Annotated in this window: 9 protein-coding genes; 7 read left to right on the forward strand and 2 right to left on the reverse strand. The window is 67.6% G+C overall.

The features are described 5' to 3' along the window. Positions 1-396 precede the first annotated feature (396 nt). Complete coding sequence (locus tag BJG93_RS11785; RefSeq protein ID WP_027198458.1) at positions 397-1,863, reverse strand: gamma-glutamyl-gamma-aminobutyrate hydrolase family protein; 1,467 nt, start codon at positions 1,861-1,863, stop codon at positions 397-399. 128 nt (positions 1,864-1,991) lie between these two features. Further along, entirely contained in the window at positions 1,992-3,749 is a 1,758-nt protein-coding gene (locus BJG93_RS11790; protein WP_027198459.1) for a cation:proton antiporter, read from the reverse strand. A gap of 210 nt (positions 3,750-3,959) precedes the next feature. Here BJG93_RS11790 and BJG93_RS11795 point away from each other — a divergent pair, with 210 nt between their 5' ends. From BJG93_RS11795 to guaD, 7 genes are all read left to right on the forward strand, one after another. Further along, the gene (locus tag BJG93_RS11795) at positions 3,960-5,339 is read left to right on the forward strand and encodes an amidase (protein WP_027198460.1); all 1,380 of its coding nucleotides are present in this window, start codon (positions 3,960-3,962) and stop codon (positions 5,337-5,339) included. Between the two features lie 99 nt (positions 5,340-5,438). Continuing rightward, positions 5,439-5,948, forward strand: coding sequence for a disulfide bond formation protein B (locus BJG93_RS11800; protein WP_027198461.1), 510 nt, complete (start codon positions 5,439-5,441; stop codon positions 5,946-5,948). Positions 5,949-6,274: 326 nt separating this feature from the next. Then, entirely contained in the window at positions 6,275-7,813 is a 1,539-nt protein-coding gene (gene xdhA, locus BJG93_RS11805) for a xanthine dehydrogenase small subunit (protein ID WP_027198463.1), read from the forward strand. After that, entirely contained in the window at positions 7,813-10,254 is a 2,442-nt protein-coding gene (gene xdhB, locus BJG93_RS11810) for a xanthine dehydrogenase molybdopterin binding subunit (RefSeq protein WP_027198464.1), read from the forward strand. Before xdhA ends, xdhB begins: the two co-directional genes overlap by 1 nt. Further along, entirely contained in the window at positions 10,235-11,251 is a 1,017-nt protein-coding gene (gene xdhC, locus BJG93_RS11815) for a xanthine dehydrogenase accessory protein XdhC (protein ID WP_027198465.1), read from the forward strand. Before xdhB ends, xdhC begins: the two co-directional genes overlap by 20 nt. 47 nt (positions 11,252-11,298) lie before the next feature. Then, positions 11,299-12,360: an adenosine deaminase gene (locus tag BJG93_RS11820; protein WP_027198466.1), complete on the forward strand. Its 1,062-nt coding sequence runs from the start codon at positions 11,299-11,301 to the stop codon at positions 12,358-12,360. A gap of 74 nt (positions 12,361-12,434) precedes the next feature. Further along, positions 12,435-13,814 (forward strand): guanine deaminase, encoded by a 1,380-nt coding sequence (gene guaD / locus BJG93_RS11825; RefSeq protein WP_027198467.1) that lies wholly within the window; start codon positions 12,435-12,437, stop codon positions 13,812-13,814. Positions 13,815-13,817 lie beyond the last annotated feature (3 nt).

The raw sequence follows: 13,817 nt of genomic DNA on the forward strand, positions 1-13,817 counted from the left end.
GCTTCGGCCTGCTGCTGCAAGCGCGTGACCTCGCTGCGAAGGCTGACGCAACTGCGCCTGCGCTTTGTGGCGTTAGCTCGCCGAGAGCCGGCCGCGTGCCCGCCAGCGGCGCGCTCACACTGTCCCGCTGCGCCACTGCGACGCCCGTATGCCACTACGCAGTAGGCACCGGCGAGCAACATCGCGCGCCGAATAATCGAGGAGTACTGCATACCTGTCTGCTCCACGCAAATCCAGAATCGCGTTGGATAATCGCGGGGATTGACCGCGACGCGAAGCGCTTGGCCTCTGCATCGGCAGGCTCGAAATCGAGATAGATCGCGCGACAGGTCCGCAGCCGCGGCAGCGCGGCTCAACCACAACCGTGCACGCCGCGCCGACGCAAACCCGCCACGCCTAAAACCGCGTCTCCCGCGCGACGCGCAGGAATGTATCGAGCAATGGCGTGCAATCGAGCAGCTCCGGCCCGCCCGCGCGATGAAACTCCGGGTGCCACTGCACCCCCATCACGAACGGCGCGCGCCGGTAGCGCACCGCCTCGATGATGCCGTCCGACGCCGAGACCGCCTCGATATTCAGATCGCGGCCCAGCGTCTTCACCGCTTGATGGTGGATCGAGTTGACGATTGCGTCGCGTCGCCCGGGGAACATGTTGGCCAGCGTCGAGCCATCGGGAAAGTGCACGCCGTGCCGGTGCTGATCGTAATTCTCGTTGACGTGCGCGTTCGCGGTCGGCACATCCGTTGCGATGTCCTGATACAGCGTGCCGCCGAACGCGACGTTGATCAGCTGGCAGCCACGGCACACGCCGAGCACCGGCTTGCCCGACTCGATGAACTCGTGCAGCAGCTCGAGCTCGTACATGTCGCGCACGCGGTCGCCGGGCCATTCGTGGCTGTTCGCCGCTTCTGCATAGGTCTGGGGCGACACGTCGGCGCCGCCTTGCAGCAACAGGCCATCGAGGTGCTTTGCATAGTCGCGCAGGCGGATGTTGCTCGGGTGCAGCATGCCCTGATGACCGACGGTCGGGATCATGAACACCAGCACGTCGCGTGACATCACCCAGTGCGCGATCGACTCCTCCAGATACTGCAGCGTCTTGCCGCGTAAGCCCTTCGCACCCGGTTCCGGGTGGAAGATGCGCGCCGACACGCCGATGCGCAGTGTGCGCTGCGTGATTCGCTGCCCGGCGCGATCGAACAGTTGCCGCGCGCGCGCCGCGATGATGCGGCCGAACACGCTCCACGCCGAGTCGCTCTGCTTCAGGTAGCGCGGCGGCGACGGTGGAAGCGCGTTCGGCGGCGGCGGGTTCGTGGCGCTGAAATCGGGTGCCGCGCCGAAACCGGGCGGCGGCGAGCCGGGCGCACGCGTCGTGGCCGCGGCAGCGTGCTCGGTGGCGATTTCGTCGTCGGTCATGAGGTCCGCGGCGGTGACGCCGCCCGCGGGCGGCTCGCCTGCGGTCGCCGTCGGCTTCACAACCGGATCGGGTTTGGCCGTGCTCGCGCCGGCCGTGCTCGCGCCGGCGGTGCGCGTACCGGCGCGCCGCGCTTCGCGCTCGTGCACCGCGGCTTCCTGCCGCGCTGTCGATTCGGCGGCGGCGCTGCGCGCCTCGGCCGCGTCGCGCAGCCGCGCCGTTCGCGGGTCTTCGGGGGTGACCGTCGATGCGCTGATCGGATCGTCGGTCGACGATCTCGCGGCCGCCTGCTCGGCGGCCGGGCTCGTGTCTTTGGCGACCGACTGGGTGGCATCTTCACGCGACGCGGGAAGCGACGCGGCCGGTTCGACCGGCGCGCCGCTCGGCGCGGTTGAGGCCGGCTGCGGACTGCCGGTCGTGCCGGCGTTTTCGGGTTTGTTTTCGCTCATGACTGTCGGATGGGCGCCTACCACGCGAACGAATGAATATGCCCTGATTATCCGTCAGCGCAGCAGGCCCGGCAAACCCGCACACAATTACTCACACTGTTGCGAAGCGTTACACCGGACCCGATGAGTCAAGGATCTGGCTGCTCTTCGAACGTTTCCCGCAACGCAATCTGCATCGATGCGTGAATCTTCACGCACCAGCGCCATACGAGCGCGAGCAGCAGCGCGGCGCATGTGAGCACCGCGACGAGCAGGCCCGTCGGCGGCAGGATGCTGCCCGAGAGCGCCGCCACCAGCAGAAACACGCCGATCATCGACACGATCGGCAAGAGCTCGGCGATCGCGTGACGCAGCGCGCTCGTGAGGCGCCCCGCGGTGGCCCCCTGCACGCTGAGTTCGGCGAACAGCAACGCGAGCGACTTGGTCTTGCGATAGACGGCCACCAGAAACGGCAGCGAGACAACCAGCGCGACACTCCACTGCACGACACGTTGCAGCGGCTCGTCGTCGAGCCAGTGCGAGAGCAGCCGGCCACTATGCGGCGCGCTATACGAGACGGCCAGGAAAATCGCCGCGACGAGCGCAAGATTCAACGCGATCTGCAATACGATGCGCCGCGTCATGCTGATGAGCGTCGGCTCGCTGCGCGCCGTGGTCAGGCCGCGCAGCCATTGCCCGTACATGCCGAACACGTTGGACAACGTGGCGGGCATCGCGTGCGCGATGCGGCGCGTGAGCGGATCGGCGACGCGGATCAGGTACGGCGTCGTCAGCGTGGTCAACGCCGAGACGGCGACCGCGATCGGATACAGAAACCCGCTCGTCACCTTCAATGTCACACCGAGCGTCGCGATAATGAACGAGAACTCGCCGATCTGCGACACGGTCATGCCGACGCGCATCGAGGTGCCCGCGTCCTGCCCCGACAGAAACGTGCCGAGCCCGCACGACACGATCTTGCCGACGATCACCGCCAGCGTGATGACCGCGATCGGCCACCCGTAGTCGAGCATCACGGCCGGGTTCAGCATCAGCCCGATGGTCACGAAGAAGATTGCGGAAAACGCGTCGCGCAGCGGCGCGATCAGATGCTCGATCCGATGCAGATGGCGCGACTCGGCCATGATCGCGCCGATCAGGAACGCGCCGAGCGCAACGCTGTAGTCGAGCTTGAGGACCAGCAGACAGAAGCCGAAACAGAAGCCGAGCACGGACACGAGCATCATCTCGTCGCTACCGGTGCGCGCGACGTAGTTCAGCGCGCGCGGCACGAGCAGCACGCCGACCAGCAGCGACACCGTCATGAACAGCAGCAGCTTGCCGAGCGTCACGGCGGCGAGCCCGGCCGAGAGCTGTCCGGTCTGCGCGATGCCGGCCAGCAGCACGAGCATCGCGATGCCGAGAATATCCTCGACGATCAGAATGCCGAACACGAGCTGCGCGAAGCTTTCGCGTTTGAGCCCGAGGTCGGATAGCGCCTTCACGATGATCGTGGTCGACGAGATCGCGAGGATCGCGCCGAGGAACAGCGAGTCCATCGGGCTCCAGCCTAATGCGCTGCCGATCTCGTAGCCGATCCACAGCATCAGCACGATCTCGGACAGCGCGGCGACGATCGCCGTCGCGCCGACCTTGAACACCTTGCGCAGGCTGAATTCCAGACCCAGCGAAAACATCAGGAACACGACGCCCAGTTCGCCGAGCGTCTGGATCGTCTGTTCGTCGTGGATCAGCTGGAACGGCGGCGTGTACGGCCCGATGATCACGCCAGCCGCGATATAGCCGAGCACCACCGGCTGCTTCAAGCGATGAAACAGCACGGTGACGACGCCGGCCAGCGCCATCACGACGGCCAGATCCTGGATGAAGCCGATGCCATGATGCATGCGCGCCTTCCTTACAAAAAGTAATCTGCGAAAGCGCAGTGTAACAAACGGCCCCACCGTGTTTTCGGCGGATGCGCCCGTCGCGCGGCACCGGCCGCCCCGGGCCGCGCGGCCGCAAAACCTTGCTCTACAATGCGGACGGACCTTTCCCGTTGGCGACACTGCCCCGCTCATGCGCCCGACCGGCGCTCAACCGGATCTACCGACATCATGGCCACTGAATTCGCCCCTTTTCCGCCGCTTGCCCAGCTTGCCGCCGATCTCGCCGCCGGCCGCAGCACGAGCCGCGCGCTCGTCGAAACCGCGCTCGAGCGGATCGCCGACCCCGCGGGCCAAGGCGCCGCCGTCTTCATGCACGTCGACGCCGAGGCCGCGCGCGCCGCCGCCGACGCGCACGACCGCCTGCGCGCGGCCGGCACCGTGCTGTCGCCGCTCGCCGGGATTCCGGTGTCGGTCAAGGACCTGTTCGACATCGAAGGCCAGCCGACCCGCGCGGGCTCCGTCGTACTCGCCGACGCGCCCGCGGCGAAAGCCGATGCGGTCGCGGTCGCGCGTCTGAAGCGGGCCGGCGCCGTGATCGTCGGGCGCACCAACATGAGCGAGTTCGCGTTTTCCGGGCTCGGCCTGAATCCGCACTACGGCCATCCGCTGTCGCCGTACCGGCGCGGCGTGAAGGGCGACGAACGGGTCTCGGGCGGATCGTCATCGGGCGCGGCGGCTTCGGTCGCCGACGGCATGGCCGCGGTCGCGCTCGGCACCGACACCGGCGGGTCGATCCGCATTCCGGCCGCCTTGTGCGGGCTGACCGGCTTCAAGCCGACCGCCGCGCGCATCCCGAAGCAGGGCGGCGTGCCGCTGTCGCCGACGCTCGATTCGTTCGGGCCGATCGGCCTGTCGGTCGCATGCTGCGCGCTGGTCGACCGGATGCTTGCCGGGCTCGAGCCACGCATCCCGGCCGCGCGGCCGCTCGAGGGCGTGCGCCTGGGCGTGCTGACCCACTTCGTGACCGACGGCGTCGAGCCCGAGGTCGCGCGCGCGATCGATACCGCGCTCAAGCATCTGGAAGCGGCCGGCGCGATCGTCAGCGAGGTGCGCTTCGCGCCACTCGACCGCCTGCCGGAAATCAACCGCTTCGGCTTTGCGCCGATCGAAGCGTATGCGTGGCATCGTCCGCTGCTCGACAAGCACCACGACCAGTACGACCCGCGCGTGCTGGTGCGCATCATGAAGGGACAGCCGGCCAGCGCGGCCGACTATCTGGACCTGCTCGCCGAGCGCGAGGCGATGCTCGACGAAGCCGCACGCACGCTGTGGCAGCGTTTCGACGCGGTCGTCGCGCCGACGGTGCCGGTCGTGCCGCCGCGTCTGGCCGACCTGCTGCACGACGACGGCACGTTCGGACGCACCAACGCGCTGATCTTGCGCAACCCGGGCGTGTTCAACTTCCTCGACAGCTGCGCACTCTCGCTGCCGTGCCATCTGCGCGGCGACGCGCCGGTCGGCCTGATGCTGGCGGGCGCCCCGCACGCCGACGACGCGCTGCTTGCGATCGGCCGCGCGGCCGAGGCGGTGCTGAACGCGATCCGGTAAAGCGCGGCGCTGCAATCGTCAGGCAATAAACGGCGCGGCCGGGGTTCGCGCTAGAATCGCGGGCACCCGCCCTTTCGTCTCCAGACCATTCGAAGATCCATGAATAACGACTCCGCGATGCTGCGCCGCGAGCGCACCCTGCTGGTTCTGCTCGGCCTGATTTGCGTCGCCCTCGTGGGCGGTGCGTTGTACCTGCAGTTCGGCCTGCGCGAAGACCCGTGCCCGCTGTGCATCATCCAGCGCTATTTCTTCCTGCTGATCGCGATCTTCGCGTTCCTCGGTGCGCGCTTGAACCACTGGCGTGGCGTGCGCGTGCTCGAAGTAATGGCCGCGCTGTCGGCACTCGCTGGCATCGCGACCGCGGCGCGCCACGTTTACATCCAGGCGAATCCGGGCTTTAGCTGCGGCTTCGACGCGCTGCAGCCGGTGGTGGACAGTTTGCCGCCCGCGCAATGGTTGCCGAGCGTGTTCAAGGTCGCCGGCTTGTGCGAAACCGCCTATCCGCCGATTCTCGGGCTGACGCTGCCGATGTGGTCCGGTGTCGCGTTCATCGTCGCGTTCGTCGCGCTGATGCTGAGCCTCGTGCGCAATCGCCGTCGGGTGGCCTGACGGCGGTGAAGCCCCGCCGAGCGCGCTTCGAACGCCGTCTGAAGCGCCGAGCGACGCCGGACTTCGTGTTGCCCATGCCGGGCAAGCGACGTCCGGCGTTTTTTCTGCGCGGCGCTCGCCGATCGCTCGCCCTGGTTGTCGTTCGCCGCCGCGCGAATCGCGCCAGGATCATGACCGCCGCCGCATAAGCTTCATGCGACGCGGAAAATATTTTGCGGCCCCGGTAGTGCTATCTTCAGGTATGGATGGCGATCTACGTGCGCGAGGCCGGTTTTTGCGACCCCATGCGTAACGCGCGCCCGGTCCGCACTGTCTTCCGATTCGCCATGACAACGCAAACCATCCGCTTCTATCATCAGGGGTCCGTCCGCGAGGTCGCGGGCGTCCCGCCGACGCGCACCGTGCTGCAACACCTGCGCGAGGACTTGCGCTGCACCGGCACCAAGGAAGGCTGCGCGGAAGGCGACTGCGGCGCGTGCACGGTCGTGATCGGCGAACTCGACGCGCGCGGCGAACTCGCGTTGAAGGCGGTCAACGCCTGCATCCAGTTCCTGCCGACGCTCGACGGCCGCGCCCTGTTCACCGTCGAAGACCTGCGCGCCGCGAGCGGCGCACTGCATCCGGTACAGCAGGCGCTGGTCGACTGCCACGGTTCGCAATGCGGCTTCTGCACGCCCGGCTTCGTGATGTCGATGTGGGCGCTCTACGAGAACCAGCCGGCCAGCGCCGGCCTGCCGACCCGCGACGAGATCGGCGCCGCGCTGTCCGGCAATCTGTGCCGCTGCACGGGCTACCGGCCGATCATCGATGCCGCGCAGAAGATGTTCGACTACGCGCAGCATCCGCGTGTCGCGCTCGATCGCGAGACCATCGCGGCCACGCTGCGCACCCTGCGACGCGAAGACACGTTCGAATACAGCGCGCCCGACACCCGCGGCACCGCATTCGGCTCGCCCACCTTCCACGCCCCGCTCACGCTCGACGCGTTCGCGACGCTGCGCGCCCAGCATCCGCACGCGCGCATCGTCGCGGGCAGCACCGACGTCGGCCTGTGGGTCACCAAGCAGTTTCGCGATCTCGGCGAGCTGCTGTACATCGGCAACGTCGCGGCGTTGAAGACCATCGCGCGCGACGCGCAAACGCTGGAGATCGGCGCAGCGGTCACGCTCGAAGACGCGTACGCGGCGCTCACCGCCGACTACCCCGAACTCGCCGAACTGTGGACGCGCTTCGCATCGCTGCCGATCCGCAATGCGGGCACGCTCGGCGGCAACGTCGCGAACGGCTCGCCGATCGGCGATTCGATGCCCGCACTGCTCGCGCTCGGCGCCGAGGTCGTGCTGCGCCGCGATCGCACGACCCGCACGCTGCCGCTCGACGCGTTCTATCTCGGCTATCAGAAGACCGCGCTCGCGGCCGGCGAATTCGTGTGCGCGCTGCGCGTGCCGCGCCCGGCCGGCGCGCTGCGGTTTCGCACGTACAAGGTGGCGAAGCGTTACGATCAGGACATCTCGGCGGTGTGCGCGGCGTTTGCGCTGCACGTCGCGGACGATCGCACGATCCGCGCGGCGCGCGTCGCGTTCGGCGGCATGGCGGCGACACCGAAGCGCGCCGCGCACACCGAAGCCGCGCTCACTGACGCGGCGTGGAACGAACAGACCGTGCGGCGCGCGATGGACGCGCTCGCCGCCGACTACCAGCCGCTCACCGACATGCGCGCGTCGAGCGCGTATCGGCTAAAGGTCGCGCGCAATCTGCTGTGGCGCTTCTACCTCGAAACGCGCGACGACGCGCCGCTCGCGCTGTGCGACGTGAATGCGTTCGCGTTCGAAGCCAACGCAATCGTCGCGAAGGAGCCGCTGTGATGAACCGGACCGATGCCTTTATCGAACGCGCGGGCGAGCGTGCCGATCAACGCGAGGACGCGTCGATCGGTGTGCCGCTGCCGCACGAATCCGCCGCGCTGCACGTGAGCGGCGAAGCGACCTACACCGACGACATCGCCGAGTTGCACGGCACGCTGCACGCGGCGCTCGGTCTGTCGCGCCACGCGCATGCGCGCATCGTGTCGATGGATCTCGACGCGGTGAGACACTCGCCCGGCGTGGTCGCGGTGTTGTGCGCCGACGATATTCCCGGCGAAAACAATTGCGGCCCGGTGCTGCACGACGATCCGATCCTCGCCGACGGCGAAGTGCTCTATCTGGGCCAGCCGGTCTTCGCGGTGATCGCCGAGAGCCACGAGCTGGCACGCCGCGCGGCCGCGCTCGCGAAAAGCGACGACGTGATCCGTTACGAGCCGCTCGACGCGATCCTCACCGCCACCGAGGCGAAAGCCGCGAAGCAGTTCGTGCTGCCGCCGCTGCATCTGCGGCGCGGCGATCCCGACGCGAAGATCGCGGTCGCGCCGCATCGGCTGGCCGGCACATTCGAGGTCGGCGGCCAGGAGCAGTTCTATCTCGAAGGTCAGGTCGCGTACGCGGTGCCGAAGGAAATGGACGGCATGCTCGTCTACAGTTCGACGCAGCATCCGAGCGAGATGCAGCAGGTCGTCGCGCATATGCTCGGCTGGCCCGCGCATAACGTCGTGTGCGAATGCCGGCGCATGGGCGGCGGCTTCGGTGGCAAGGAATCGCAATCGGCGCTGTTCGCGTGCGTGGCCGCGCTCGCCGCGCAGTCCTTGCGTCGGCCGGTCAAGCTGCGCGCCGATCGCGACGACGACTTCCTGATCACCGGCAAGCGCCACGACGCGGTCTACGAATACGAAGCGGGCTTCGACGACAGTGGGCGTCTCACCGGCGTGCGCGTCGAAATCGCGCTGCGTGCCGGCTATTCGGCTGACCTGTCCGGCGCGGTCGCAACGCGCGCGGTGTGCCACTTCGACAATGCGTACTACCTGCCCGACGTCGATATCGTCGCGCTGTGCTGCAAGACCAACACGCAGTCGAACACCGCGTTTCGCGGCTTCGGCGGACCGCAGGGCGCGCTCGTGATGGAGGTGCTCCTCGACGGCATCGCGCGCGAGTTGCGGCTCGATCCCCTCGACGTGCGGCTCGCGAATTACTACGGCATCGGCGAGCGCAATACGACGCCGTACGGACAGCGCGTCGAAGACAACATCATTGCGCCTTTGACCGACGCGCTACTCGATTCGAGCGACTACCGCGCGCGGCGCGCGGCGCTCGCCGAATTCAACGCAACCAGTCCGGTGCTCAAACGCGGCCTCGCGTTTTCACCGGTCAAGTTCGGCATCTCGTTCAACGTGCCGTTCCTGAATCAGGCCGGTGCGCTCGTGCACGTGTACAAGGACGGCTCCGTGCTCGTCAATCACGGCGGCACCGAGATGGGCCAGGGTCTCAACACGAAGGTCGCGCAGGTGGTCGCGAATCAGTTCGGCTTGCCGTTCTCGCGCGTGCGGGTGAGCGCGACCGATACATCGAAGATCGCCAACACCTCGGCGACCGCCGCCTCGACCGGCAGCGATCTGAACGGCATGGCCGCCGAAGCCGCCGCGCAGACGATCCGCGGGCGGCTCGCCGAACTCGCGGCGCGCCAGCTCGGCGGCGACGCGAATGACGTGCAGTTCACGGGCGGCATCGTGTCGGTCAATGGCGGCGCGCTGCCGTTCGACCAGCTCGTCAACGCCGCCTATCTCGCGCGCGTGCAGCTGTGGTCGGACGGCTTCTATGCGACGCCGAAAGTGCATTGGGATGCGCAGACGCTGACCGGTCATCCGTTCTACTACTTCGCGTATGGCGCGGCGGTGTCGGAGGTCGTGGTCGATACGCTGACCGGCGAGTGGAAGCTGGTGCGCACGGACGTGTTGCACGACGCGGGTCAATCGATCAATCCGGCGATCGATCTCGGCCAGATCGAAGGCGGCTTCATTCAGGGCATGGGTTGGCTCACCAGCGAAGAGCTGTGGTGGAACCGCGACGGCCGCCTGATGACGCACGCGCCGTCGACGTACAAGATTCCCGCGGTCAGCGACACACCCGCCGCGTTCCACGTGCGGCTCTACGACCACAGCAACGCGGAGCCGACCGTGTTCCGCTCGAAGGCGGTCGGCGAGCCACCGCTATTGCTGGCGTTCTCCGTGTTTCTCGCGATTCGCGACGCGGTCGCGGCCGCGGTGCCGGGCGCGCGACCTGCTCCGCCGTTGCGCGCGCCGGCGACGCCCGAGGCGATACTCGATGCGTTGGACGCGTTGAACGCGTCGCACGCCGCAGACCCGACCGAACCCGCCGCGCCAACACCTCACGCGGTCCTATACGGAGAATCGCCGGATGCAAGCCTGGCTCACTGACCTGCAACATCTGCTCGCGCATGGCGACGCCGCCGTGCTGGTGACGGTCGCGCGCGTCGAAGGTTCGGCGCCGCGCGAAGCCGGCACGAAGATGATCGTCACGCGCGAGGCGGCCAAACATACGATCGGCGGCGGCCACCTCGAATGGAAGGCGATCGAGACCGCGCGCCAGGTGCTGCGCGACGGCATGCGCGCACCGCACATGCGGCGGCTCGAACGCTTCGCGCTGGGGCCGAGCCTCGGGCAGTGCTGCGGCGGCGCCGTGGTCCTCGCGTTCGAGCGGCTCGACGTCGGCGATCTCGGCTGGATCGCGTCGTTGGCCAAGCGGCTCGCGGCGGGTCAATCGACCGTGCGTAGCGTATCGTTCGGCCCCGCGCCGGACGCCGTGATGCTGTCGGAGCCCGAGCCGGGCATCGACGGCGCCGACTGCCTGTTGTGGGACGGCGCCGGTTTCGACGACAGCAGCGCGCTGCTGACCGAAACCATCGCACCGGGCGAATTCGGCGTCGTGCTGTTCGGCGCCGGTCACGTCGGCGCGGCGCTCGTGCGCGTGCTCGCGACGCTGCCATGCACGGTGCGCTGGGTCGACGAGCGCGACACGCAATTTCCGTCGCTCGACACGCTGCATGCGCCGAATGTGACGATCGACGCGAACGACGCGCCCGACGAAGCGATCGATCAGGCCGCGTCGCACACGTACTTCGTCGTGATGACGCACAACCACACGCGCGATCTCGAACTGGCCGAGCGCATCCTGCGGCGCACCGACTTCGCGTTCTTCGGCATGATCGGCTCGCATACCAAGCGCAAGCAGTTCGAGCACCGGCTCGCGGCGCGCGGCATCGATCCCGCGCAGATCGCGCGGATGAAGTGTCCGCTCGGCGTCGACGGCATCGTCGACAAGTCGCCCGAGGTCATCGCGATCTCGGCGGCAGCCCAGCTGCTGCAGGCGGTCGAGGCGAACGCCGGTGCGCGCCAGTCGACGCAGACGGTTTGATACGCGGCCCGCGCCGCTCGTTACCCCACACACAATTCCAAATCACGATGAATACGACAACCACTACGCCTGTTTCCCTCGTTACGCTCGCCGACAAAACCGCGCGCGCACCGAAGGCCGAACTGCATATCCACATCGAAGGCTCGCTCGAACCCGAGCTGATTTTCGCGCTCGCGCAGCGCAACGGCGTGAAGCTCGCCTACGACTCGGTGGAAGCACTGCGCGCGGCCTATGCGTTCACCGACCTGCAATCGTTCCTCGACATCTACTACGCCGGCGCGAGCGTGCTGCTGCACGAGCAGGACTTCTACGACATGACGATGGCCTACGTCGAGCGCTGTCTCGCCGACAACGTCGTGCATAGCGAAATCTTCTTCGATCCGCAGACGCACACCGAGCGCGGCGTGCGGATCGCGACCGTGGTGGCCGGCATCGAACGCGCGCTCGCCGACGCGGAAAAGCGCGGCATGTCGAGCAAGCTGATCCTGTGCTTCCTGCGCCATCTGTCCGAAGACGATGCGCTCGCGACCTTCGACGAAGCGCTGCCGCTATTCGAGCAATACCAGCATCGGCTGATCGGCGTCGGGCTCGATTCGTCGGAGCGCGGCCATCCGCCGTCGAAGTTCGAGCGCGTGTTCGCCAAGGCGCGCTCGCTCGGTCTGAAGCTCGTCGCCCATGCGGGCGAGGAAGGCCCGCCGTCCTACATCTACGAAGCTCTCGACGTGCTGAAGGTCGACCGCGTCGATCATGGGGTGCGCAGCATCGAAGATCCGGCGCTCGTCACGCGTCTGGCCGACACGCGCGTCGCGCTGACCGTGTGCCCGCTGTCGAACCTGAAACTTTGCGTGTTCGACGACCTGACCAGGCACACGCTGAAAGCGCTGCTCGATCGCGGCGTCGCGGTGACCGTCAACTCCGACGATCCAGCCTATTTCGGCGGCTACGTGAACGCGAACTATCTGGCGACGATCGACGCGCTGAAGCTCGACGACGCCGAGGTCTACACGATCATCCGCAACGGCTTCGAGGCGTCGTTCGTGACGCCCGAGGAACGCGCGATGCTGATCGGCAAGCTCGACGCGCACTGGCAGCAGCACGCTGCGCGCTGATGGACTTCAACTGACGGGCCACGGCTGAAGTCGGCGGCTTGCCTGCAGCTTCTATATTCGGAGACAGTTTTGCCATGACTGAATCGGCTCATCCGGCAGAACCGGCACAAGCGGCGCAAATCGCATTCCGCGCGCCTCTGCTGACGTTTAACGGCGATCCGGCGCACGCGCCGAACGCGGTGGTGTTCCACGAGGACGGTCTGCTGATCGTCGAAGGCGGCCGCGTCGTCGCGGCGGACGCGTATGCGGCGCTGGCGTCGCGGCTCGCGCCCGCCACACAGATCGTCGAGCGGCGCGACAAGCTGATCGTGCCGGGCTTCATCGATACGCACATCCACTATCCGCAAACCGACATGATCGCGTCGCCGGCGCCGGGTCTGCTGCCGTGGCTCGACACCTACACGTTCCCGACCGAGCGCCGCTTCGCCGATATCGCGCGCGCGCGCGACACCGCTAGCTTTTTCCTCGACGAACTGCTCGCGTGCGGCACCACGACCGCGCTCGTGTACTGCACGGTGCACAAGGAATCCGCCGATGCCCTCTTCGCCGAGAGTGAAGCGCGCAACCTGCGCATGGTAGCGGGCAAGGTGCTGATGGACCGCCACTGCCCTGAGTTCCTGCGCGACACCGCACAATCGGGCTACGACGACAGCGCCGAGCTGATCGCCCGCTGGCACGAGCGCGGCCGGCAGATGTACGCGCTGACGCCGCGCTTCGCGCCGACCTCGACCGAGGCGCAACTCGAAGCGTGTGGCGCGCTCGCGCAACGGCATCCGGATGTGTTCATCCAGAGCCACGTCGCGGAAAACACCGATGAAGTCAAATGGGTCGCCGAGCTGTTCCCCGGCCACCGCAGCTATCTCGACGTCTACGATCACTTCGGCTTACTGCGCCGTCGCGCGGTCTACGGCCATTGCATCTACCTCGACGACGAGGACCGCAAGCGCATGGCGCAAACCGGTGCGCTCGCGTCGCACTGCCCGACATCGAACCTGTTCCTCGGCAGCGGCCTGTTCGACTTCGAGAAGGCCGACTCGGCCGGCATGCCGATCGCGCTCGCGACCGATGTCGGCGGCGGCACGTCGTTTTCGATGCTGCAGACGATGAACGAGGCACACAAGGTCGCACGTCTCGGCGGTCATCATCTGACGGCGACGCGCATGTTCTATCTCGCGACCGCCGGCGCGGCCGAAGCGCTCGATCTCGCCGACAAGATCGGCACGCTGAGGGACGGCTCGGAAGCAGACTTCGTCGTGCTCGATCCGCAGGCGACACCGCTGCTCGCGCGCCGTACCGCGCGGCGCGAATCGCTCGAGGAGCTGCTGTTCGCGTTCGCGCTGCTCGGCGACGACCGCGCGGTGTACGAAACCTATGCGGCCGGCAAGCGCGTGCATCGCCGCGACGACGCGCGCCAGCGCGTGCCGGGGCGCGTCGTCGCGCATGAGGTGGGCTGAAGG

It is taken from the genome of Paraburkholderia sprentiae WSM5005 (assembly GCF_001865575.2).
GTDB classification, from domain to species: Bacteria; Pseudomonadota; Gammaproteobacteria; order Burkholderiales; family Burkholderiaceae; genus Paraburkholderia; species Paraburkholderia sprentiae.